The organism is Stenotrophomonas sp. Steno-Z10-HUANG (assembly GCF_056393075.1).
The window spans coordinates 83,931-106,154 of record NZ_JBWJPA010000005.1 but is presented as its reverse complement, the minus strand read 5'-3'; the positions used below and the strand labels follow the sequence as shown (position 1 = coordinate 106,154).

The window sequence follows — 22,224 nt, the reverse complement described above, 5'->3', positions numbered from 1 at the left end:
CGCGGTCAATCCTCGAAGTCGCTTTCCGGCGGCAGGTCCGCGGCGGCCGCCGGGCGCGGCGTGCGCTTGCCGGGCTTGCGCAGCACTTCCACGTAGAACTGGCGGTTGCCGGCGGCCACCAGCGCGTCCACCGCACGGATCAGCTCGGGAAACGGCACCGGCTGCGCGCTGGCCTCATCGACGCCGGCCTTGCTGTCGAAATCCCAGAAATCGGCGCCGGCCGGCAGCGGCTTGCCGCGCTCGCGCCTGACGTACTTGCGGATGTCGTGCTTGCTGGCTTCCAGCAGGCGCTCGGGATGCTTGCCTTCGATATCGAGGCGGTAGGTTCTTCTCACGGGACTCTCGTCAGGGTGCCGGCCCGGGACGGGCGGGGCAATGCCACGATTATCCGCGCAAACGGTGCCGCCGTGGTTCAGGCGCGGCGCGCGACCAGCAGCCAGTTGTTGAAGGGCGTGTTGCCGTACAGCGGCGACAGGCTGACCTGCAGGCCGGCCTGCTCGAGCAGCGCGCGCAGGCTGGCGGCGTCGGGGTAGTGGCGCGGGCGGAACTGCATCCAGCCGATCCAGTTGGCGGCGCGGTCGCCGATGCGCGAGATGCGGCCGCGGCGGCTGTCGTCGGCCAGGGCCATGCGCAGGACCAGCCGGCCATCGCCATCGAGCATCGCCGCGGCGCGCCGCAGCAGCGCCGATTGCGCCTCGGCCGGCAGGTACTGGAGGACATCGAGGATGGCCACGCTGCCGCGGTGCTCGGGCAGGGTGGTGGCCAGGTCCATCACCTCGAAACCGCTGGCAGCCAGGCCGGCACGGCGGGCGACGGCATCGGCGCGGCGGATCTTGGCGGCATCGTTGTCCACCCCGCGGTAGCGCTGCGGCTGGCCGTCGTGGCGCAGCGCATGCGCCAGCAGGCCCAGCCCGCAGCCCATGTCCAGCAGCGGCGCGTGGCTGCCGCGCAGCGCCTCCAGCACGCCGGGGTAGAGCGGATCGCTGCGCAGCTTGGACAGCACGTAGCAGTAGTCCCAGCGGTTGCCCAGCGGGTGGCGCGGGGCGAACGCGCGGGCGATGGCCCGGGCATCCTGGGCGGCCATGGCCGCGGTCCCGGACGGCCTGCTCACGCGGCGGTCGTGCCGGTCAGCAGGTCGGCCGCCACCGGCAGCGCCTGTTCCACCCACAGCCGGTACATCGCCGCCGAAGGGTGCAGGCCGTCGTCGACCAGCATCGCCGCCTCGGCACCCTGCACGCGGCTGGCCGGGGTGATGTCGACGAACGCCACGCCGTAATCGCCGCAGCAGGCGCGCGCGGCGGCGTTGAAGTCGTCGATCTCGCAGGCGATGACGGCGGCGTCGCGGCCATGCGCGGCCGCATACGGGGTCACCCCCCAATCGGGAATGGACAGCACCAGAACCCGCCGCGGGTCTTCGGCGGCAAGCGCCACCGCGCGTTGCAGCAGTTGCTCGAACTGCTGGCGGTATTCGGCGAGCGGGCGACCGCGGTACTGGTTGTTGACCCCGATCAGCAGGCTCGCCAGCGCGTACGGGCCACGTGGCGCGGCCGCGTCGATGGCGGCGGCCAGTTCGTCGGTGGTCCAGCCGGTGGTGGCGATGACCTCCGGGTCGGCCAGTGCCAGGCCACGCGCGCGCAGCGCCGCGGCCAGCTGGAACGGCCAGGTGCCCGCGGCGGGCACGCCTTCGCCGATGGTGTAGGAATCGCCCAGCGCCAGGTAGCGCGCGCTGCTGGCCGTGGCCGGTCCGCTGTTGCCCATCGCCGCGCCTCAGGCCACCGCGCTGCGGGTCTTCAGCGGCACCACCTTGGTGATCCGCTCGGCACGGCGCGCCAGCACCCGGTCGATGCGGCCGAATACCTCGCGCATGGTCGCGGCCTCGGGCAGCAGGGTCACCCGGAAGTGGTGGCGGTAGGGCACGTTGAAGCTGGAGCCGGGCACCACCAGCACGCCCTCGTCGTTCATCAGCTCCAGCGCGAATTCGTGGTCGTCGAACCCCTGCGCGGCGGGGCCGACCACCGCCGGGAACGCGTACAGCGCGCCGGCCGGCGCCACCAGCTGCAGGTGCTCGCTGGCGGCGCAGGCCTCGATCACCGCGCGCCGGGTTTCGTACAGGCGGCCGCCGGGCGCGCACAGCGCGGAGATGGTGTCCGGGCCGTTGACCGCCGCCTCGATGGCGTACTGGCCCGGCACGTTGGCGCACAACCGCAGCGCGCTGAGCAGGTCCAGCGCGGCACGGAACTCGCCCAGCCGCGCGGCGTCGCCGGACAGCAGCATCCAGCCCACGCGCCAGCCGCAGGCGCGGTGCACCTTGCTCAGGCCGCTGAAGGTCAGGCACGGGTGGTCCCCGGCCAGCGGCGCGACCGGCTGGAACTGCGCGCCGTCGTAGAGGATCTGGTCGTAGATCTCGTCCACCAGCAGCAGCAGGTTGTGCCTGCGGGCCACGGCGACGATCTTTTCCAGCAGCTCGCGCGGGTAGCTGGCGCCGCTGGGGTTGTTGGGGTTGATCAGCACGATGGCGCGGGTCCGCGAGGACACCAGCGTCTCGATCTCCACCGGGTCGGGCTGGAAGCCGTTCTCCGGCCGGCAGCGGTAATACACCGGGCGGCCGTCGTTGAGGATGGTGGCCGCCGACCACAGCGGGTAATCGGGCGAGGGCACCAGTACTTCGTCGCCGGGGTTGAGCAGCGCGCGCAGCGACAGGTCGATCAGTTCGGATACGCCATTGCCGAGGAACACGCGGTCGGCGTGGGCATCGGGCGCGCCGCGCCGCGCATAGGCCGCGGCGATGGCCTCGCGCGCCACCGGCAGGCCCTGCTGGTGGGTGTAGGGGTCGGTGCGGCCCATGTCGTCGGCGATGGCGTGCTGCAGGTGCTCGGGCGCGCGGAAGCCGAAGTTGCCCGGGTTACCGATGTTGAGCTTGATCAACCTGCGGCCCTGGGCCTCCAGCTCGCGGGCTCGCCGGGCCAGTTCGCCACGGATCTCGTAGCGCACTTCGGACAGGCGTTCGCGGGTGGGCAGCGGCTTGGCAGGGCTTGACATGCGTGGGGCCATCATGGGCGGGAAACCGCATGGTAGCGGAATTGCTGCGATGCGGGGCGATGGTTCCGGGCGGAACGGAAATCGGTCCCGGCAGGCGGCCGCGAACGCCGCGCCGCTTAGAATTGGCCGATGACCGACACCATCGATTTCAGCGCGCTGCGCGCCATCGGCTGGCCCTGGCCGGGCCCACCCGAAGCCCCGGCCTGGCAGGCCGCCTTCGCCGCACATCCGCGGGCGCGGCCGGCGCGGGTGATCGAGCAGCACCGTTCCGGTTACGTGGTGGCCGACGCGCCCGACGCCGCGCTCAAGGCCGAGTCGCTGCCGGAGTGGCAGCGCCCGCGCTTCCCCAGCCACGAGCGCGCGGCGGTCGGCGACTGGGTGTTGCTGGAGGACGCGCGCATCGTCGCGCTGCTGCCGCGGCGCACCTCGATCAAGCGCGGCGCGGCCGGCGAGCACTACCACCAGCAGGTGATCGCCGCCAACATCGATACGGTGTTCATCGTCTGCGGGCTGGACGCGGACTTCAATCCGCGCCGGATCGAGCGCTACCTGATGCTGGCCGGCAGTGGTGGCGCGGCGCCGGTGGTGGTGCTGACCAAGGCCGACCAGACCGAGTACGGCGCCGACGCGCTGGCGGTGCTGGAGGACCTGGCCGCGCAGCAGATCCCGCTGCTGGCGATCAACGGCAAAGACCCGGCCAGCGTCGCCGCGCTGGCGCCGTGGCTGGGGCCGGGCCGCACCGTGGTGCTGGTCGGCTCCTCCGGCGCCGGCAAGTCCACGCTCACCAACACCCTGCTGGGTGAGGACCGGATGAAGACCGGCGCGGTGCGCGACAGCGATTCGCGCGGCCGCCACACCACCACCTACCGCGCGCTGCTGCCGCTGCCCGGCGGCGCCTGCCTGATCGATACCCCGGGCATGCGCGAACTCAAACCCACCGGCGAGGAAACCCTGGCCGAAGGCGGCTTCGCCGACATCGAGGCGCTGACCACGCAGTGCCGCTTCCGCGACTGTTCGCACCAGCACGAGCCCGGCTGCGCGGTGCGCGCGGCGATCGAACGCGGGCAGATCGACGAAAGCCGCCTGCTCAACTACCTCAAGCTGCGCGAGGAAGTGGCCGCGGCCGCGGCCAAGCTGGCGCAGCGCCAGGCCGAGCAGGCCACCGAACGCAGGAGCAGCGGCCGCGGCGCGCAGTGGCGGCCGGCGGGGAAACCGAAGCGGCGCTGAGGCGACGGCGGCCGCGGGCAGCGGGGTATTGCTGGAAAGCCGTCCGCGGTGCCATGCACCATCATCGCTTCGCGCCGAGCCGGCCGGCATGGCCGGGGAGCAGGCGCCCCGGCGCGGGTGACGGCCACCGGCCCGGGTGCCACGCGGCCGGCGTCGTCCGCTGCCGGTACCGGGCCGGCGGTGCGGCGCCTGTTGCCACTTCCCACCGAGTACCCGGTGCGGGCGGATTGCTATGGTGTACGCATGAGCCTGTCCCGCGCCCCTTCCGATCCGGCCATCGCCCACCATGCCGCGCTCGACGCGCGGCTGGTCGCGGCGGTACGTGGCATCCGGTTGCTGACCCTGGCCAGCTGGCCGGCATCGACGCGGGCGCCGTTCCTGGACAGCGTGGCCCGCGGCGCGCCACAGCTGCCGCAGGTGGTCTACCCGCGGCACGATTTCAGCGCGGCGCGGCGCGAACTGGCGGCGATCGCCACCGCCGCCGACCCGGCGCATCCGCTGGGCCGCTACCTGCGCGATTCGGTCGCCAGCTGGGACCTGGCCGCGCGCCTGCTGGAAGCGCTGGGCACGCCCGAGGTGGATGCGCTGTCGGCGCAGCTGTTCGGTACCCCGGAACAGCCGATGCCCGGCCACGGGCCGACCGTGCGCGAGGCGGCGCGGCACTTCATCCAGATCGCCAACGAGCTGGACCACGAACTGCTGGCGCCCGAGGAGCAGGTGCCGGTGTCGGCCACCGCGCTGCAGCTGCAGTTGCAGAACGACCTGGACGGCTTCTTCGAGTCGCGCGTGATCAACGTGGTGCTGGACCCGGACCTGATCGCCAAGGCCGCGGCCGGCGCCACCCAGATCCGGCTGCGCAGCGGTGCCTGCTTCAGCGTGTATGATCGCGCGCAGCTGTTCCACCACGAGGCGTTGGTGCATTCGCTGACCGCGCTCAACGGGCGCCGGCAGGCGCTGCTGCCGAGCCTGGCGCTGGCGTCGCCGCGGGTCACCGCCACCCAGGAGGGGCTGGCGACGTTCGCCGAGCAGATCACCGGCAGCATCGACATCCAGCGGCTCAAGCGCATCAGCCTGCGCATCGAGGCGGTCGCGATGGCGCGCGACGGTGCCGATTTCATCGAGGTGTTCCGTTATTTCCGTGATGCCGGGCAGGCCGCGGAGGAAAGCTTCGCCTCGGCCCAGCGGGTGTTCCGCGGGGTGCCGGTGAGCGGCGGCGGCGCCTTCACCAAGGACACCGTGTACCTGCGCGGGCTGGTGTCGGTGCATACCTTCTTCCGGCAGATGCTGCGCGACGAGAAGCTGCGTTACTGCCACTGGCTGTTCGCCGGCAAGATGACGCTGGGCGACGCGCAGGCGCTGGCGCCGTTGTTCGAGAGCGGCGTGCTGGCGCCGCCGCGCTGGCTGCCGCCGTGGCTGCAGCGCGCCAACCGGCTGGCCGGCACGCTCGCGTTCTCGCTGTTCGCCAACCGCATCCGCATGGACCGCATCGGCGAATAACGCGCTCAAATATTGGTTGCCACTGCAACGGCCTCGCCCTCGCATTGATTGCGTGAACCACAGCCACAGGCTATGGGGCGGGGTGGCGTACGCGCATGCCGCGCTGCTGGCCGGCGCCGTCGTGCGGGTAGCGCTGGCCATCGCCAAGTCGCGGATTCAGCGGGTGTTTTTGCCGGCACCGGGGCGCTCGCGGGCGGCCACGGCACCGGCCCGTGGCGTTGCCTGCGGGTATGGGCGCAGGCGGTCCGCGGGGGATGTGTCCGGCGTTGACGCTGCGGGTTGCCACGCGCCAAGGTGAAGACGCGACGGGCGGTACGGCGGGGAGGCCGCACCGGGGGAACCGGCGCAGACGCAGGGAGGCGGAAGGCAGGCATGCCGGGGTTCCGGTCCGCCGGCCCGCGGGCCCGCCATCGGTGGCATCCCATCATTCCTGCCTTCTTCGTCCGGGGGACGCATGCGCAACCGTTTTTGCCCGCGGTGGATTCCTGTGGTGTGGCATGTGGCGCTGTTGCTGGCATGCCTGGCGCTGCCATTGCTGGCAAGCGCGGCCGATGCCGCCAGCCGCCAGGCCGCGATCGACCAGCTGATGCAGCCGTATGACGGCGACGTTCCCGGCGCCTCGCTGCTGGTGCTCAAGGACGGCAAGGCGCTGGTCCGGCGCGGCTACGGGCGTGCCGACCTGGAGCGCGGCATCGCCGCCGGCACCGACACCAATTACCGGCTGGCCTCGGTGAGCAAGCAGTTCACCGCCGCGGCCATCCTGCTGCTGGCGCAGGACGGCACGCTGTCCATCGACGACCCGGTCAAGCGCTGGCTGCCTTCGCTGCCGGCCGTGGCCAACGCCATCAGCCTGCGCCAGCTGCTCGCGCATACTTCCGGCGTACTCGATTACGAGGACCTGATGGGGGCCTCCTGGCAGGGGCAGATCCGCGATGCCGGCGTGCTGGCGCTGCTGGAACGCGAGAACCGGCTGTACTTCCCGCCGGGCACCGCCTACCGCTACAGCAACAGCGGCTATGCGCTGCTGGCGCTGGTGGTCGAGCGCGCCTCGGGGATGGACTTCCCCACGTTCCTGCACGCCCGCATCTTCGCCCCGCTGGGCATGCGCGACAGCCTGGCCTACGTCGCCGGTGGCCGCGACGTGCCGCATCGCGCCTGGGGCTACAGCCAGGCCGCGCAGGGCTGGGAACGCACCGACCAGAACAGCTACAGCGCCGTGCTCGGCGATGGCGGCATCTATTCGAGCATCGACGACCTGGCGCGCTGGGACGCGGCCTGGTACGACGGCCGCCTGTTCGATGACGCCACCCGCGCGCTGGCGCTCGGCCGCCAGGTGCAGGTGGATACCACCCCGGAAGCGACCTGGTACGGCTTCGGCTGGCGTATCGCCGAGGGCCGGCAATGGCACAACGGCGAGAGCATCGGCTTCCGCAACACCCTGGTGCGCTGGCCGCAGCAGCACCTGACGGTGGTGCTGCTGAGCAACCGCAACGACCCGACGCCGTATGCGACCGCGCAGGCGATCGGCGCACTGTTCCTCGACGAGATTCCACCAGCGCGGCCCTGACCGCGCTGCCCGCTCCGCCGCCGTACCTGCTGGGTTGTCCGTCCCCGTCGTTCCCCTGGAGAGATCATGCGTAGCCAGCCAGACCCTCGATTGAAACTCCTGTGCAGTGCGCTGCTGGCGGCCATGGCCGTGCCGGCCATGGCGCAGGAGCCCGCCCCGGCCGCCACCACCCTGGACAAGGTCAACGTCACCGGCTCGCGCATCAAGCGCGTGGACGTGGAAGCCGCGCTGCCGGTCACCATCGTGCAGAAGGCCGAGATCGAGGCGCAGGGCATCACCTCGGCCGAGCAGCTGTTGTCCTTCCTCAACATCGCCGGCAACGGTGCCGACGGCATGGTCTCGGCGTCGGTGGACATGGACCTGGGCGAGCTGCGCGGCACCGCCGGCGTGTCCGGTGCCAACCTGCGCGGGCAGGGCAGCGACGCCACGCTGGTGCTGCTCAATGGGCGCCGCGTCGCCACCCATGGCCTGCGCGGGCAGGCGGTGGACCTGAACTCGATCCCGTTCGCGGCGATCGACCGGGTGGAAGTGCTGCGCGACGGCGCCTCGGCCATGTACGGCACCGACGCCATCGGCGGCGTGATCAACTTCATCACCCGCACCGACTACCAGGGCATCGCCGTCAACGCCGGCTTCGACGTGACCCAGCACGGCGGCGGCGACATCTACAACTATAGCCTGCTGGGCGGCACCGGCGACCTGGACAGCGACCGCTGGAACGTGTGGGGCACGATCAACTGGCGGCGCAGCGAGTTCCTGCGCAGCCACCAGCGCGATTTCGCCAACAGCTTCCAGCCCGACCGCGGGGTGTCGCCGGACACGCGCGGCACCCCGTTCGCCACCGTGACCAACGCCAGCGGCGGCATCATCAACGGCTCGCTCATCGACCCCGATGGCGGCAGCAGGCAGAACTACGTCAACATCCTCAACCTGCCCGGCGGCGCCGGCTGCGAGAACGGCGGCCCGGCGATGGGGCCCTACGACTACCGGCTGTGGGACAGCGGCAGCTCCAAGTACGCCTGCGCCTGGGACTATCCGGCCGCGCAGGCGCTGCAGCAGCCGCAGGACAGCCTGCAGTTCCTCGGCCGGGCCACCCTCCGCATCGGCGACAACCACCGTTTCTACGCCGAGGCGATGGGCTCGCGGGTGAAGTCCGAGCGCGAGTACGAGCCGCTGCAGCTGACCTCCAGCGCATCGCTCAACTCGGTGATGGGCCCCGGCACCTGGTATCCGCTCAACCCCAACACCAAGGACACCTACGACAAGGTGTACAACGCGCTGGCCGCGTACTTCGGCACCGCCAACCTCACCTACGGCAACCCCATTCCCTACCGCTGGCGCTGCATGGCCTGCGGGCCGCGCCAGATCGAGACCACCACCAAGTCCTACCGCCTGCTGGCCGGCCTGGAAGGCAGCCTCGGCAGCTGGGACTACGACATCGGCCTGTCGCGCGCCTCGAACAAAGCCGAATCGGTCCTGCGCGGCGGCTACTACTTCTCCAGCGGCCTGCGCGCCGCGCTCGGCAGCGGCCTGCTCAACCCGTTCCTGATGCCGGGGCAGCAGCAGAGCGAGGCGGCCATGGCCGCGCTGCAGAGCGCCTCGGCCAGTGGCGTGCACCTGTACGGCGGCGAGTCCACCGTCACCACGGCCGACGCCAGCTTCAGCGGCGGGCTTGGCTTCAGCCTGTGGGGCAGCGAGGCGCAGCTGGCCACCGGCGTCGAGGCGCGGCGCGAGGAGTTCGAGTTCGGCGGCGTGCAGGTGCTCGACGGCGTGCCGTTGAACTACACCACCATCTACCAGGCGCCGTTCGACGAGACCAGCGACCTGCCCAAGGTGCGTCGCGACGTCAACGCGGTGTACGCCGAGATGTACCTGCCGATCATCGACAGCCTCGACGTGACCGTGGCGGTGCGCCACGACCGCTACGACACCTTCGGCGGCACCACCAACCCGAAGTACTCGTTCAAGTGGCAGCCGATCGATTCGCTGGCGTTCCGCGGCGCCTACAGCACCGGCTTCAAGGTGCCCGAGTTCACCAAGCTGTTCGCCGGCGTCAACCGCCTGGATTATTTCGGCCGCGACCTGGTCGACCCGGCCAGCTGCCCCAGCGGCTCGGTCAACTCGTCGATACCGGGCTGCGACCTGATCCAGCCGGTGATCATCACCGGCGGCAAGACCGACCTGCAGCCGGAGGAGTCCTCGCAGCGGAGCGTCGGCTTCGTGTTCTCGCCGACCGACAACTTCAACCTGAGCCTGGACTGGTGGGAGATCGAACGCACCAACACCATCCGCGTGCCCAACCTGGCGACGCTGACCGCCAACTACGCGCTGTTCGCCGAGAACTGGATCCGCGACAGCAGCGGCAAGGTCACCGCGATCGACCAGCGCTACATCAACTCCGGCGGCACCCTGACCCGCGGCGTGGAGCTGGATGCCAACCTCAGCGGCGAGCTGGCCGGCGGGCGCTGGCACGTCAACCTCAACGGCAGCTACATCGACGCCTTCAAGGAGAAGTCGCTGGCCAACGAGCCGTATGGCGACAACAAGGTGGGCGAGTACGTGCGCTTCTACAACCTGCCGCTCAAGTGGAAGCACACGCTGGGCGTCGGCTGGGCCCGCGGCGACTGGGCGCACCTGCTCACCCAGGTCTACCGCTCCGGCTACAAGGACGAGGAACCGGTCAGCGTCGAGGGTGGCTTCTACACCCCGGCCAACTGGAACCCGGACGTCGATGACTACATCACCTACAACTACAGCCTGACCTGGACCGGGATGGAGAACACGCGGCTGACCCTGGCGGTGCGCAACCTGCTCGACACCGATCCGCCGTTCACCGCGCACCAGGTCGATTTCGCCTCCGGCGCGGCCTGGGAGCCGCGCGTGGCCGATCCGCGCGGGCGTTCGTTCAACCTGCAGGTCGAGTACCGCTTCGACTGATCCTGCCAACCACGCCGCCGGGCCACCGGCGGCATCGGGACTCACCATGACCGATACGGACATCGCCTGCAGCGGCCGCCGCGGCTTCATCGCCGCGGCCCTGGGCACGGCACTGGCCGCGGCGCTCGATGCGCGCGCCGCGCCGCTGCTGGGCGTGCCGGGCACGGCGCGCCTGGCCGCGGCCAACGCCTGGCTGGAGATCGACCTGGACGTGTTCGATGCCAACCTGCAGCGCGTGCGCGCACTGGCCGGCGATGCGCAGCTGTGCGCGGTGCTCAAGGCCGATGCGTACGGCACCGGCATCGACCTGGTGATGCCGCGCATCATCGCCGCGGGCGTGCCCTGCATCGGCATCGCCAGCACCGAGGAGGCACGCATGGCGCGCGCCTGCGGCTACAAAGGCCGCGTGCTTCGCGTGCGCGCGGCGACGCCGGATGAGATCGAGGCGGCGCTGCCGTACCGGGTCGAGGAACTGGCGGGCAATCTCGCGGTGGCGCAGGCGATGGCGGCGCTGGCCGTGCGTCGGCGCCGGCCGCTGCCGGTGCACCTGGCCCTGAACTCGGCCGGCATGAGCCGCAACGGGCTGGAACTGGCCACGGCGCAGGGCCGGAGCGACGCGCTGGCGCTGGTCGGCAGCAACGGCCTGCGCGTGGTCGGCCTGATGACCCACTTCCCGGGCGAAGACCCGGACGACGTGCTGGCGGGCGTGCGTGCCTTCCAGCAGCAGGCCGACTGGCTGTTCGCCAACACCGCGCTGCGGCGCGGCGACGTGCAGCTGCATGCGGCCAATTCGTTCGCGCTGCAGCATGTGCCCGAATCGCGGCTGGACATGGTGCGCCCGGGCGGTGCGCTGTACGGATACGGCGGCACGCCGAAGCCGCCGTTCGCGCACGTGGCCGCGTTCAAGACCCGGGTCGCGTCGGTGCAGGCGTTTCCCGCCGGCGACACGGTGAGCTACGACCGCACCTTCACCCTGCAACGCGATTCGCTGCTGGCCAACCTGCCGGTCGGCTATTCCGACGGCTACCGCCGCGCCTATTCCAACAAGGGCAGCGTGCTGGTCCGTGGCCGCCGCGCACCGGTGCTCGGCAGGGTCACCATGAACACCACCATGGTGGACGTGACCGACATCCCCGGGGTGCAGGCCGGCGACGAGGTGGTGCTGTTCGGGCGCCAGGGCGGGGAGCAGATCACCCAGGCCGAAATCGAGGCCTGGACCGGGGTCATCCTGGCCGACCAGTACAGCGTCTGGGGCGCGTTGAACCCGAAGTTCCCGCGCGCCCGCTAGGGGGCGCGGCTACGCTGCGGGCGGCACGCCGCGGGTTTCCGCCAGGCTGCGCTGGAAATGCCGCACGAACTCGGTGGCGGCCTTGGACGGTGGCCGGTCTTCCAGGTACACGCACTCGACGCGGAAGCCGATTGCCGGCTCCAGCGGCCGCGCCAGCAGATTGCCGCCGGCATTGGCGCAGGCGGTGAATTCGTCCAGCACGCTCATGCCGGCGCCGCAGCGGGTCAGCGCGGCGGCCAGTGAATAGGTCTGGTTGGACACGACCTCGCGCATGCTCACGCCCTGGCGCTTGAGCTCGTTGGTGAACAGGTCGCCGATCGGGCCGCTGCTGGCCAGGCCGACCATGTCGCGGTCCTGCAGCCAGCGCAGCGGGATCGCCGCCGGCGGGTCGGGCCACTGCGCGGCGTCGAACAGCAGCATCAGCTGCCCGTGCCCCAGCACGCGGCGCTGCATGCGCGGGTGCTGCGGCGGGTTGTAGGCGATGGCGATGTCGCATTCGCGCTCGTACAGCGCCTGGAACAGGTCGCCGTGGTGCAGGGTCTGCACGTCGAACGTGACTTCCGGGTGCTGGCGCCGGTAGTGGGTGATCGCCGCCGGCACCACGTGCTGGCCGAGCGAGGGCACCACCGCCAGGCGGATATGCCCGCCGCCGATGTCGCGGATGTGGCTGACCGCCTTCTGCAGCGACAGCAGGCGGTCGTAGATGTCCTTGACCTCGACGAACAGCGCGTGCGCCTCGTCGGTGGCAACCAGCCGGCCGCGCACCAGCTTGAACAGCTCGAAACCCAGCTGGTACTGGGTGTGGTGCAGGACCTTGCTGACCGACGGCTGGGAAACGTGCAGCGACCGGGCCGCGGCACTGATCGAGCCGGTGGTGTAGACCGCGTGGAAGACTTCAATCTGGCGCAGACGCATGGCCCGATCCTAGTCGATGCGGAGGTTGCCGGCGACCGCGCGCGGCGCCGCCGCCGTCATGCCTGCGTCGCCAGGGCCACGGCGCGTTCGCCGCTGCCCATCGCCAGGGTCCAGCCAAGCATGCCGTGGCCGAGGTTGCACACCAGCCCGTCGCCGATGGCGCGGATCTCCGGCGAGGACCACGGGGTGACCGGGCGCAGGCCGGCCCAGCGGCTGTCGATGTTGTCGTAGTCCACCGCCTCGGGCATCGAGGCGCGCGCCATCGCCACCAGCTGCGCCATGCGCGCCGGGTCGGGGCGTGGGTCCCAGTGGTTGAGGTCGGCCAGCCCGGCCACGCGCATGCGCCCGCCCAGGCGGCAGAACACCAGCTTGCGCGAGGTGTCGGTGATGCTTGCGGTGGGGGCGCGCGGGCCGCACGGCGCGGTGAACGAATAGCCCTTGATCGCCATCAGCGGCACGCGCACGCCCAGCGGCCGCAGCAGCGCCGCGCCATCAATGCCGTTGCACACCACCAGCCGCCGCGCCTGCAGCGCCGCCCCGGCATGCGGCTGCAGGCACCAGCCGTCACCCTGCCGCACCACCCGGCGGATATCGATGCCGAAGCGCGCCTGCAGGCCGTACTGCTGTTGCAGCACCTGCAGCAGGCCGACCCCGAAGCGGAACGGATCGCCGGCTTCCTCCTGCGGTGAATGCACCGCGCCGGCCAGGCCCGGCATCGCCGCCAGCGCCGGTTCGGCGGCAATGGCCTGGCGCGCGTCGAGCAGCTGTTGCGCGACCCCGAACGGCTGCTTGAGCGCGATCATCGGCGCCGCGCCCTGCAGCGCCGCGGCGTCGTGGTAGACGTGCAGCTTGCCGGAGACGGCGTGGTCGAAGGCGATCGGGTGGCGCTGCAGCAGCGCATGCAGCGCGGCGCGCGACTCCAGCGCCAGCTCCAGCGTCGCCAGGGTGTTGGCGCGCAGCCGCGCGCTGCCGGCCTGGCGCAGGAAGCCCAGGCCCCAGCGCCAGAAATCGGGGTCGGCCGACCAGCGCGTGCGGAACGGGCCGTTGCGCCCCAGCAGCATGGCCGGCAGCTGGCGCCAGGTGGACGGGCCGGCCATGGCGTCGGTGTAGGCGTAGCTCAGCTGCGCGCCGTTGGCGAACGAGGTGCCCTGCACCGGGCCGTCGGCGCGGTCCAGCAGCAGCACCGACAGGCCGCGGCGCGCGGCGGCGTAGGCGGTGGCGAGGCCGACGACGCCGGCGCCGAGGACGACGAGATCGGCGCGTGCGGGTTCGCCGCGGAGTTCAACGGGATGCATCGGGGGTCCGGTGGGCAGGAAAGGCGGCGGTGCCGTCGCGGCGTGGGTCGGCGGCCCATTGCCAACGCCCGTCGCGCAGGAACACGCCATGCAGGCCGGAATCCTCGCCGGCACCGCTGCGGATGTCCACGCCGTGCTCGCGCAGCGCGCTACGCAGCGGCGCCGGGAAGCGGCCGGCCTCGCCATCGAAACGTCCGCCGCGCGCGACCAGGTTGGGCAGTGCCACGGCCTGGTCCAGCGGCAGGCGCCAGTAGAGCAGCCCGACCAGGGTCTTGCCGATGTAGGCGGGAATGGCCGGGCCACCGGGCGAGCCGAGCGCGCCGGCCAGGCGGCCGTCGCCGTCGAGCATCAGCAGCGGTGCCATCGACGAGCGCGGGCGCTTGCCGGCGGCGATGGCATTGGCCATGCCGGGGCGTCCGTCGACGCGGTCCCAGGCGAAATCGGTGAGCTGGTTGTTGAGGAAGAAGCCGCCGACCATGCGCCCGGAGCCGAAGAACGATTCCACGGTGGTGGTCACCGAGACCGCGTTGCCGTCGTGATCCACGACAACGAAATGGCTGGTGCCGCCGGGCTCGTCGGTGGCGTCCCCGGCCATCGCCGGCGCGCCGGCCGGCACCCCCGGCCGCGGTGGCCGCGGCGCGGCCCGGGGGCCGATCAGGGCGCGGCGTGCGTCCACGTAGCCGGCCGCCAGCAGGCCGTCGACCGGCACGTCGACGAAGCGCGGATCGCCGACGTAATGGTCGCGGTCGGCGTACATCAGCCGGCTGGCCTCGGCGAACAGCAGCCACGCCTGCGGGTCGCCGGCATCGCGGCGGTCGATATCGGTGCCGTCCAGCAGCGCCATCAACTGCAGCAGGCCGACGCCACTGGCCGGCGGCGGCAGCGAGCACAGCCGGTAGCCACGCAGCGGCCGGCACAGCGCGGCCACTTTCTCGGCGCGGTAGCCGGCCAGGTCATCCAGGGTCATGGCCCCCGGACGCGGCGCGTCGGCCGTGCGGGCGACGATCGCCCGCGCCAGCGCGCCGTGGTAGAACGCCTGCGCGCCGCCCGCGGCCAGCGTGCGCAGCGTCGCCGCGTAGGCGGGGTTGCGCAGGGTGTCGCCGGCGCGCAGGCGTCCGCCGTGGCCGTCGTCGAACAGCCGCCGCACGTCCTCCGCCGCCGCCTGCGGGAAGCGGCCGTCGATGTGCCGTTGCAGGCGCGCGGTGATGGTGAAGCCCTGCTCGGCGGTGGCGATGGTGTCGTCGAACAGGCGCGCCCAGGGCAGCCGGCCGTGTTCGCGCAGCGCCAGCGCGAACGTGGCCAGCGTGCCGGGCACGCCGGTGGCGCGGCCGGAGAGCATGGCGTCGCTGCGCGCCAGCGGTTGCCCGTCGGCGTCGTCGAACCAGCCGGCACCGGCCGCGGCCGGCGCCTGTTCGCGACCGATGTAGCCGCTGACCTCGCCGCTGCCGGCGTCATAGGCCAGCAGCACCGTGCCGCCGCCGATGCCCGAACTCTGCGGTTCCACCAGTCCCAGCATCAGCTGCACGGCCAGGGCGGCGTCCATCGCGCTGCCGCCGCGTTCGAGCACCGCGGCGCCGGCCCGCGCGGCCAGCGGGTGCGCGGCCACGACGATGGCGGGCGAGGGCGGTGCGGCAGGGGAAGGGGTTGCCGGCGCGCGTGGGTCCGGCGCGGTGCCGCACCCGACCACCGCCAGGCACAGCAGCAGGAGCGCGCCGAGGCGACGCCGGCGCGGTGCGACGGCGGACGCACCGGCCATGGGGGAGGGCGTGTGGCGGGCGGGCGTCTGCATGGCCGGCAGATTACCGTCGGGCCCGGCGCGGCGGGGATCACAATCGCGGTGCAGGCGTTAACCGGCAGCTATGGCATGCCGCGGCCGGCGATCAGCCACGCGGTGGTTGCCGCGGGCTTCCATGCGCGTGGGCTATACCGTCGGCCATCAAAGGTGGGCGACAGCCGCGCCGCTGCCGGCCATGCTCCGGAATGGGCCAGTGCGACCGCCGCCATCGGCACTGCCGCGGGCGGACGGCCGGCAATGCGCCCGCGAACCGCAAACCGGAGATTGGCATGACCCTGCGACCCCGCGTATCCCTCCCTGGCCGTTGCCTGGCGCTGCTGCTGGGCGCGCTGCTGGCGCTGGCGCCGCCGGCCGGCGCGCGCGAACTGCTCAACTACCAGGCGATCCAGAAGCCCGAACACGGCGACCGCGGCATGGTGGTCAGCCAGAACCAGCGCGCCAGCGACATCGGCGCACAGGTGCTGCGCGACGGCGGCAACGCGGTGGACGCGGCGGTGGCCACCGCATTCGCGCTGGCGGTGCTGTTGCCGCGTGCCGGCAACATCGGCGGCGACGGCTACATGTTGCTGCACCTGGCCGGCGAGAACCGCAGCGTCGCCATCGATTACCGCTCGATGGCCCCGGCGGCAGCGACGCTGGAGCGCTTCATCGGCGCCGACGGCGGGATCGAGGGCGAAACCGCCGGCTGGAAGGCGGCCGGGGTGCCGGGCACCGTGGCCGGGCTGGCGCTGGCGCATCGCCGGCATGGGCGCCTGCCGTGGGCGCGGCTGCTGCAGCCGGCGATCGAGCTGGCCGACAACGGCGTGGTGCTCAGCCGCGACGAAGCGTTCGCGCTGGATTGGGGACGCGAGCGGCTGGCGCGCAGTCCCGCCGGCGCCGGCGTGTTCCTGCACCCCGACGGCAGCGCGCTGCGCGCCGGCGAGCGCCTGCGCCAGGCCGACCTGGCGTGGTCGCTGCGACTGATCGCGCGCGACGGCGAGGACGCGTTCTACCGCGGGCCGATCGCGCAGCGGCTGGTGGCGGCTATGCAGCGCCATGGCGGGCTGATCGCGGCGGATGACCTGGCCCGCTACCGCGCGCTCGAACGCACGCCGCTGCGCACCACTTACCGCGGCCTCGAGGTCGTCAGCATGCCGCCTTCCAGCGGCGGCGGTGCCAGCGTGCTGGAGATGCTCAATCTGCTCGAACACGAGGACCTGGCCGCGCACGGCGCCGGCTCGGCCGCGGCGCTGCATGCCATGGCCGAGGCGATCAAGCTGGCCTGGGCCGACCGCGCGCGCCATGCCGGCGACCCGGCGTTCGTCAACGCGCCGGTAGCCGGGCTGGTGTCCAAGGCCTATGCCGACGTGCGCTGGCGGCAGTTCTCGCCGGACCGCGTGCTTGATGCCACCGCGCTGGCGGCGGGTGATCCGCTGCCCCATGAAAGCCCGCAGACCACGCATTTCTCGGTGGTCGACGCCGACGGCAACGCGGTCAGCAACACCTTCACCCTGGGCTCGGACTTCGGCGCCGGGGTGATGGCCGAAGGCACCGGCTTCCTGCTCGGCAACCTGATCGGCAACTTCTCGCTGCGCGCGCAGCTGGCCGCGCGCAAGGAGCCGGGGCGTGCGGTCGCCAACGCGCTGCAGCCCGGGCGCCGCCCGGTCTCGAGCATGTCGCCGACCCTGGTGCTGCGCGACGGCAAGGCGTGGCTGGTCACCGGCAGCCCGGGCGGCAACACCATCCCCGGCACGGTGATGCAGACGATCGTGGACGTGGTCGATTTCGGCATGAACATCGCCGAGGCCGCCCACCGCCCGCGCATCCACCAGGACATGGGCAGCGGCATGCTGCAGATCGAACCGGGTTTCAGTCCCGATACGCTGCGCCTGCTGCGCGGGCTGGGCCACCGCATCGAAAGCGACGAGACCATCGGCAGCACGCAGACCCTGCTGGTCGACGAGGACAGCGGCGTGCAGGGTGCCGCCGACCCGCGCCGGCCCGGCGCTGGTGCGGCGGCGCAATGACCGGCACCCGGTAGGTGCGGGGCTTGCCCCGCACGAGGCGCGCCAATGCCCATGCGGGTGTTCATGCGGGTGTGCATGCGGGGCAAGCCCCGCATCTACGGCATCCCCGGCCCTGACGGCGCGGGACGGGGGCGCGGAACGCCGGGAACTCGGCGCCGGGCTAGTGCGGCCAGAAGTTGAGGAAGCCGGTGATGATCAGTGCGTTGACGAAGTCGATGAAGAACGCGCCCACCAGCGGCGCCACCAGGAACGCGCGCGGCGCCACCCCGTAGCGCTGCACCAGGCGGCGCATCACCGCCATGGCGTTGGCGGTGGTGCCGAGCATGAAGCCGATGAAGCCGCCGCCCATCACCGCCGCGTCGTAGTCGCGGCCCATCACGTAGAAGATCGGAATCGCGAACAGCGCCACCAGCGCCACCTGGATGGCCAGGTTGACCACCAGCGGCAGGCCCATGCCGGCCAGTTCCCACAGCTTCAGGTCCATCAGCGCCACCGCCAGGAACAGCGCCAGGCAGATGTTGCCGATCAGGTCGGTGGTCGGCACCGACAGCCGGATCAGCCCGGTGTAGTCGTCGATGTTGCGGATCACCGCGCCCACCAGCATCGCGCCGATGTAGGACGGCAGGGTCAGGCCCAGGCCGGCGAAGCCCTGGCTGACCCACGCCCCCAGCCACATCGCCATCAGCAGCACCACGATGCTCTTGAGCGCGTCGAACTCGCGCGCCGATTCGTTGGGGAAATGCACGTGCACGCTTTCATCGTCCACGGCGCCGCCATCGGCCCTGGCGCCGTTGCCGGCCGGGCCGCTGATGCCGAACCGGCGCATCAGCACGGTGATGGTCGGCCCACCGATCACGCCACCGCAGATGATGCCGGCCATCGCCGCGGTGATGGCCAGGGTCTCGGCGCCCTGCAGCCCGGCTTCCTCGAACAGCGGCGCGAACGCCATGCCGGTGGCCGGGCCGCCGGTGAGCGTGGCCGAGCCGGCGAGCACGCCGAACATCGGGTGCAGGTCGAACATCCAGGCCACGCCGATGCCGACCAGGTTCTGCAGTACCGCGAACAGGCTGGCCAGCACCAGGAAGATCATCACCTGGCGCCCGCTGACCCGCAGCAGGCGCAGGCTGGCGTTGATGCCCAGGGTGGTGAAGAACGCCACCATCAGCGGCACCTTCAGGCTGGTGTCCAGTTCGAACAGGGTGGTGTCACGCGCATGCGCGGCCCACACCAGCAACGCCACCAGCAGGCCGCCGACGACCGGTTCGGGCAGGTTGTAGCGGCGCAGCACTGGGATCGCGCGGCACAGCGCGTAGCCGGCGAACAGGGTCAGGCCGCCGAAGGCGATCGTCTGTACGGCATCAAGTTGGATCATCGAATCAGTACCTCGTGCCCTGCCAGTGCAGGGAGCTGGGGCGGTGTCCGGCGCAGGGCCGGCGCCGCCGTGGAAGGACTGCCGCGTGGGGGCGGGCTCCGTGGCACGGGGGAGGGGACGGAGCCACGGGCAGTCCGGCGGGGCCGGCCCGTGCGCATGACGGATGGCAGACGGTTCGATGCCCGGAGGCGGCTTTTCCGCCAGTCGCGGCGGATGGGAAGGGCTGCGGCCGGCAGGGACGCAAGCAGGCAGGCATGGGGATCTCCATGACGAGCGGGCCGGTCTGCTGCGCCGCAGCACGAAACGTGGCGCGGGGCGGCTGCCTGCACAATAGCCGCGGAGCCGCTCCCGGCGCCAGTCGCAAACGCGCGCGGCGGCATAGCCGCGCGTTATGCGCGGCTGCCGCGGTGGCGATGGCCCGGCGCTGCCGCGGCCGCGCCGGGCGGGCCCGGGCTCAGCGCGGCGGGCGCTTCCAGGCGATGCAGTCCACTTCCACCTTGCAGTCCACGACCATGCGGTTCTCCACGCAGGCCCGCGCCGGCGGGTGCTCGCCGAAGTAGTGCTTGAACACGCTGTTGAAGGCGTAGAAATCGCGGGCGTCGTCCAGCCAGACGCCACAGCGCACCACGTGCTCCGGCCCGTAACCGGCCTCGGCCAGGATCGCCATCACGTTGCCGATGGCCACATGCGCCTGCTCGGTCACGGTGCCGCCGACCAGTTCGCCATCGCGCATCGGGACCTGGCCGGACACGTACAGCCAGCCGTCGGCCTCGACCGCGCGCGAAAACGGCATGTGCTGCCGGCCCTGGCCGATGCCGCCTTCGGCGCCGTAACGCTTGATGTCGCTCATGGGATTCCTTTGTGTTGAAGGGAAATGTTGTCCCCGTCCCGCCCTGGGAGACGGTGCCACGCAGGCGCGGCGGCGGGTTCCGGCGCAGCCCGGTGCAGCCCGGCGCCGTCACCCCGACCCCGCTCCCATCGGGGGAAGGGCCTCAATTCGGCGCGATGAACTGGCCCGGACGCGCGATTACTTCGTTGCCGTCATAAGCGAGCTTGCCGTTGACCCATACCGCGTCGATACCTTCGGCCGCGCGCACCGGATCGTGGAAGCTGGCGGTGTCGCGCACGCGCGCCGGGTCGAACAGCACCAGGTCGGCGCAGCCGCCGGCGTGGATGCGGCCACGCGCGCCCAGCGCGAAGCGCGCGGCGGGCAGGCCGGTCATCTTGTGCACGGCGGTATGCAGCGGGAACAGCGCCTGGTCGCGCGCGTAGTGGCCGAGCACGCGCGGAAAGGTGCCCCACAGGCGCGGATGCGGGCGTGGATCGCGCGGCAGGCCGTCCGAGCCGATCATGGTCAGCGGATGCGCCAGGATGCGGCGCACATCTGCCTCGTCCATGCAGTGGTAGACCGCGCCGGCCGGTTGCAGGCGCACCGCGGCCTCGGCCAGCGTCACCCCCCAGTCGGCGGCGATGGCGGCCAGCAGGCGCCCGCCCTGCGCCGGTTCCGGCGCGGACCAGGTGATCAGGATGTCGTAGGCGTCGGTGACCTGTTTCAGGTCGAGGGTGGATGCGCTGGCGGCGTACGGGTAGCAGTCGCAGGCCACGTCCTGGTCGGCGGACGCGGCGTCCAGGCGGTGCAGTACTTCGCGGCTGCGGCCCCAGTTGTCCACGCCGGCGCATTTCAGGTGCGACACGCGCACCGCCGCCCGTGGCGCACGCGCCGCATCGAACGCCTCGTCGAGCGCGCCGAGGATGCCGCCGAACTCGTCGCGCAGGTGGGTGGCGTACACCCCGCCGGACGGCAGTTCGCGCGCCAGTTCGGTCACCTCGCTGGACGGCGCGTGGAACGCCGAGCCATATGCCAGCCCGCTGCTCAGGCCCAGCGCGCCCTGCGCCAGGCTGGCGCGCAGCTGCGCGCGCATCGCCGCGATCTCCACGGCGGTGGCGGCGCGGTCCAGCCGCTCCATGTGGTTCTGGCGCAACGCGGTATGGCCGACCAGCGCGGCCACGTTCACCGCCGGGCACGCCGCTTCCACCGCCTGGCGGTAGCTGGCGAAATCGGCGAAGCGGAAATCGGCGGCCTCGCCGAGCAGGTTCATCGGGTCCGGCACCTCGCCGCGGATGCGCACCGGGCTGGCGCTGATGCCGCAGTTGCCGACCACCACCGTGGTCACGCCCTGCGACAGCTTGCTGGCCATGCCCGGGTTGCGCAGCACTTCCAGGTCGTCGTGGGTGTGCACGTCGATGAAGCCCGGCGCCAGCGCGCGGCCGCCGGCGTCGATCACCTGGCGGGCACCGCCGTCCACGGTGCCGACCGCGACGATGTGGCCATCGCGTACCGCGACGTCGGCATGGCCGCCGGGGCAGTCGCTGCCATCAAGCACCAGCGCGTTGCGGATCAGTACGTCGTGCATCGATCAGTCGCCCAGTGGCAGGCGCGAGTCGCCGCCCCGGTAGCGGTCCAGCGCCAGCTTGATGCGGCGAAGGTGCTCGTGGTTCTCGCTGGCGCCGTTGAGCGCGGTGGTGGTGGCGAGCACGTCGATGGCCAGCATCATCGCGTAGCGCGAAGCGGAGGGTTTGAACACGAAATCGGTTTCCTCGATGCTGATCGGCAGCAGCCAGTCGCTGCGTTCCGCCAACGCAGTGCCGGCGCGGGTAATGGCGCCGACCCGCGCGCCGTAGGTGCGGGCGATCTCCACCGCCGAGATCACTTCCGGGGTGATGCCGCTGACCGACAACGCCAGCACCAGGTCCTGCGGGCCGAGGATGGCGGCGGTCATCTTCATCACCACCGCGTCGCTGCAGGCGGTGATCGGCAGGCCGAAGCGCATCAGCCGGTTCTGCAGTTCCTGGGAGAACACGGTGGAACAGCCGCCGATGCCGAACACGTGGATGCGCCGTGCCTGGCAGATGGCATCGGCCAGTTGCTGCACCACCTCTTCCTGCAGGTTGGCCAGGTTGTGGCGCAGGCTGGCCTGGATGTCGTCGCAGATCTGCGCGAACAGCGCCGATACCGGCGGCGCGTTCTGCTGTTCGAGGAAGCGCTTGCCGACCGCGCTGGCCGACGCCAGCCGCGCGCGCAGCTCGCGCACGTGTTCGCAGCCCAGGGTCTTGGCGAAGCGCGAGATCGCCGCGGCGCTGACCTCGGCGCGTTCGGCCAGCTCGGTCACGCCGTACTGGGCGGCGGCATCGACGTCGGCGAGGATGGTGTTGGCGATGCGGACCTCGACCGGGCTGAATTCGTGCAGCCGTTGGCGCAGTTCGTAGACGATGTCGAACATGGTGG

17 protein-coding genes are annotated in these 22,224 nt (G+C 71.8%); 6 read left to right on the top strand and 11 right to left on the bottom strand.

Annotated features, from left to right (window positions below; translation table 11 throughout):
- Positions 1 to 5 precede the first annotated feature (5 nt).
- The 4 genes from AC06E6_RS08785 to AC06E6_RS08770 all read right to left on the bottom strand — a co-directional run bounded on the left by AC06E6_RS08785 (position 6) and on the right by AC06E6_RS08770 (position 3,039).
- Entirely contained in the window at positions 6 to 335 is a 330-nt protein-coding gene (locus AC06E6_RS08785; RefSeq protein ID WP_104938074.1) for a DUF6172 family protein, read from the bottom strand.
- 77 nt (positions 336 to 412) lie between these two features.
- Entirely contained in the window at positions 413 to 1,084 is a 672-nt protein-coding gene (locus AC06E6_RS08780) for a class I SAM-dependent methyltransferase (protein WP_161613237.1), read from the bottom strand.
- Between the two features lie 23 nt (positions 1,085 to 1,107).
- Complete coding sequence (locus AC06E6_RS08775) at positions 1,108 to 1,758, bottom strand: SGNH/GDSL hydrolase family protein (protein WP_478061002.1); 651 nt, start codon at positions 1,756 to 1,758, stop codon at positions 1,108 to 1,110.
- A 9-nt stretch (positions 1,759 to 1,767) separates the two neighbouring features.
- A complete protein-coding gene (locus AC06E6_RS08770; protein WP_161613239.1) occupies positions 1,768 to 3,039 on the bottom strand; it encodes a pyridoxal phosphate-dependent aminotransferase in 1,272 nt (423 codons plus the stop codon).
- A gap of 129 nt (positions 3,040 to 3,168) precedes the next feature.
- On the opposite strand from AC06E6_RS08770, the gene rsgA reads away from it, so the two are divergent.
- From rsgA to alr, 5 genes are all read left to right on the top strand, one after another.
- Positions 3,169 to 4,266: a ribosome small subunit-dependent GTPase A gene (gene rsgA / locus AC06E6_RS08765; RefSeq protein WP_478061000.1), complete on the top strand. Its 1,098-nt coding sequence runs from the start codon at positions 3,169 to 3,171 to the stop codon at positions 4,264 to 4,266.
- Positions 4,267 to 4,509: 243 nt separating this feature from the next.
- Positions 4,510 to 5,763, top strand: a complete 1,254-nt coding sequence (locus tag AC06E6_RS08760) for a flavohemoglobin expression-modulating QEGLA motif protein (protein ID WP_104938077.1) — start codon at positions 4,510 to 4,512, stop codon at positions 5,761 to 5,763.
- A 454-nt stretch (positions 5,764 to 6,217) separates the two neighbouring features.
- Entirely contained in the window at positions 6,218 to 7,330 is a 1,113-nt protein-coding gene (locus AC06E6_RS08755) for a serine hydrolase domain-containing protein (RefSeq protein ID WP_478060998.1), read from the top strand.
- A 66-nt stretch (positions 7,331 to 7,396) separates the two neighbouring features.
- Positions 7,397 to 10,267, top strand: coding sequence for a TonB-dependent receptor domain-containing protein (locus AC06E6_RS08750; RefSeq protein WP_478060997.1), 2,871 nt, complete (start codon positions 7,397 to 7,399; stop codon positions 10,265 to 10,267).
- A 46-nt stretch (positions 10,268 to 10,313) separates the two neighbouring features.
- A complete protein-coding gene (alr, locus tag AC06E6_RS08745) occupies positions 10,314 to 11,555 on the top strand; it encodes an alanine racemase (RefSeq protein WP_478060995.1) in 1,242 nt (413 codons plus the stop codon).
- A gap of 9 nt (positions 11,556 to 11,564) precedes the next feature.
- Here alr and AC06E6_RS08740 read toward each other — a convergent pair whose 3' ends face one another.
- Genes AC06E6_RS08740 through AC06E6_RS08730 form a run of 3 tightly spaced genes read right to left on the bottom strand, consistent with a single transcriptional unit; the run spans position 11,565 to position 15,554 of the window.
- Positions 11,565 to 12,470 carry a LysR family transcriptional regulator gene (locus AC06E6_RS08740; RefSeq protein ID WP_161613244.1) on the bottom strand — a complete coding sequence of 302 codons (906 nt, stop codon included), beginning with the start codon at positions 12,468 to 12,470 and terminating at the stop codon, positions 11,565 to 11,567.
- Between the two features lie 56 nt (positions 12,471 to 12,526).
- Positions 12,527 to 13,765, bottom strand: coding sequence for an FAD-dependent oxidoreductase (locus tag AC06E6_RS08735; protein WP_427852668.1), 1,239 nt, complete (start codon positions 13,763 to 13,765; stop codon positions 12,527 to 12,529).
- Positions 13,752 to 15,554, bottom strand: a complete 1,803-nt coding sequence (locus tag AC06E6_RS08730; RefSeq protein WP_478060993.1) for a gamma-glutamyltransferase family protein — start codon at positions 15,552 to 15,554, stop codon at positions 13,752 to 13,754. Before AC06E6_RS08730 ends, AC06E6_RS08735 begins: the two co-directional genes overlap by 14 nt.
- 275 nt (positions 15,555 to 15,829) lie before the next feature.
- Between AC06E6_RS08730 and ggt the strand changes: the two genes are divergently transcribed.
- On the top strand, positions 15,830 to 17,566 hold the full coding sequence (gene ggt / locus AC06E6_RS08725) for a gamma-glutamyltransferase (RefSeq protein ID WP_478060991.1): 1,737 nt from the start codon (positions 15,830 to 15,832) through the stop codon (positions 17,564 to 17,566).
- A 160-nt stretch (positions 17,567 to 17,726) separates the two neighbouring features.
- On the opposite strand, the gene gltS is transcribed toward ggt, so the two are convergent.
- From gltS to AC06E6_RS08705, 4 genes are all read right to left on the bottom strand, one after another.
- The gene (gene gltS, locus AC06E6_RS08720) at positions 17,727 to 18,938 is read right to left on the bottom strand and encodes a sodium/glutamate symporter (RefSeq protein ID WP_104938084.1); all 1,212 of its coding nucleotides are present in this window, start codon (positions 18,936 to 18,938) and stop codon (positions 17,727 to 17,729) included.
- Positions 18,939 to 19,392: 454 nt separating this feature from the next.
- Positions 19,393 to 19,788 carry a RidA family protein gene (locus tag AC06E6_RS08715; protein ID WP_478060989.1) on the bottom strand — a complete coding sequence of 132 codons (396 nt, stop codon included), beginning with the start codon at positions 19,786 to 19,788 and terminating at the stop codon, positions 19,393 to 19,395.
- Positions 19,789 to 19,930: 142 nt separating this feature from the next.
- The gene (locus tag AC06E6_RS08710; RefSeq protein ID WP_478060987.1) at positions 19,931 to 21,352 is read right to left on the bottom strand and encodes an N-acyl-D-amino-acid deacylase family protein; all 1,422 of its coding nucleotides are present in this window, start codon (positions 21,350 to 21,352) and stop codon (positions 19,931 to 19,933) included.
- Positions 21,353 to 21,355: 3 nt separating this feature from the next.
- Positions 21,356 to 22,219 carry a MurR/RpiR family transcriptional regulator gene (locus AC06E6_RS08705; protein ID WP_104938087.1) on the bottom strand — a complete coding sequence of 288 codons (864 nt, stop codon included), beginning with the start codon at positions 22,217 to 22,219 and terminating at the stop codon, positions 21,356 to 21,358.
- Positions 22,220 to 22,224 lie beyond the last annotated feature (5 nt).

Excerpts from the sequence above, each read along its gene's own strand:
- AC06E6_RS08780 (WP_161613237.1), bottom strand. The coding sequence starts at position 1,084 with ATGGCCGCCCAGGATGCCCGGGCCATCGCCCGCGCGTTCGCCCCGCGC.
- AC06E6_RS08775 (WP_478061002.1), bottom strand. The coding sequence starts at position 1,758 with ATGGGCAACAGCGGACCGGCCACGGCCAGCAGCGCGCGCTACCTGGCG.
- AC06E6_RS08770 (WP_161613239.1), bottom strand. The coding sequence starts at position 3,039 with ATGTCAAGCCCTGCCAAGCCGCTGCCCACCCGCGAACGCCTGTCCGAA.
- rsgA (WP_478061000.1), top strand. The coding sequence starts at position 3,169 with ATGACCGACACCATCGATTTCAGCGCGCTGCGCGCCATCGGCTGGCCC.
- AC06E6_RS08760 (WP_104938077.1), top strand. The coding sequence starts at position 4,510 with ATGAGCCTGTCCCGCGCCCCTTCCGATCCGGCCATCGCCCACCATGCC.
- AC06E6_RS08755 (WP_478060998.1), top strand. The coding sequence starts at position 6,218 with ATGCGCAACCGTTTTTGCCCGCGGTGGATTCCTGTGGTGTGGCATGTG.
- AC06E6_RS08750 (WP_478060997.1), top strand. The coding sequence starts at position 7,397 with ATGCGTAGCCAGCCAGACCCTCGATTGAAACTCCTGTGCAGTGCGCTG.
- alr (WP_478060995.1), top strand. The coding sequence starts at position 10,314 with ATGACCGATACGGACATCGCCTGCAGCGGCCGCCGCGGCTTCATCGCC.
- AC06E6_RS08740 (WP_161613244.1), bottom strand. The coding sequence starts at position 12,470 with ATGCGTCTGCGCCAGATTGAAGTCTTCCACGCGGTCTACACCACCGGC.
- AC06E6_RS08735 (WP_427852668.1), bottom strand. The coding sequence starts at position 13,765 with ATGCATCCCGTTGAACTCCGCGGCGAACCCGCACGCGCCGATCTCGTC.
- AC06E6_RS08730 (WP_478060993.1), bottom strand. The coding sequence starts at position 15,554 with ATGCAGACGCCCGCCCGCCACACGCCCTCCCCCATGGCCGGTGCGTCC.
- ggt (WP_478060991.1), top strand. The coding sequence starts at position 15,830 with ATGACCCTGCGACCCCGCGTATCCCTCCCTGGCCGTTGCCTGGCGCTG.
- gltS (WP_104938084.1), bottom strand. The coding sequence starts at position 18,938 with ATGATCCAACTTGATGCCGTACAGACGATCGCCTTCGGCGGCCTGACC.
- AC06E6_RS08715 (WP_478060989.1), bottom strand. The coding sequence starts at position 19,788 with ATGAGCGACATCAAGCGTTACGGCGCCGAAGGCGGCATCGGCCAGGGC.
- AC06E6_RS08710 (WP_478060987.1), bottom strand. The coding sequence starts at position 21,352 with ATGCACGACGTACTGATCCGCAACGCGCTGGTGCTTGATGGCAGCGAC.
- AC06E6_RS08705 (WP_104938087.1), bottom strand. The coding sequence starts at position 22,219 with ATGTTCGACATCGTCTACGAACTGCGCCAACGGCTGCACGAATTCAGC.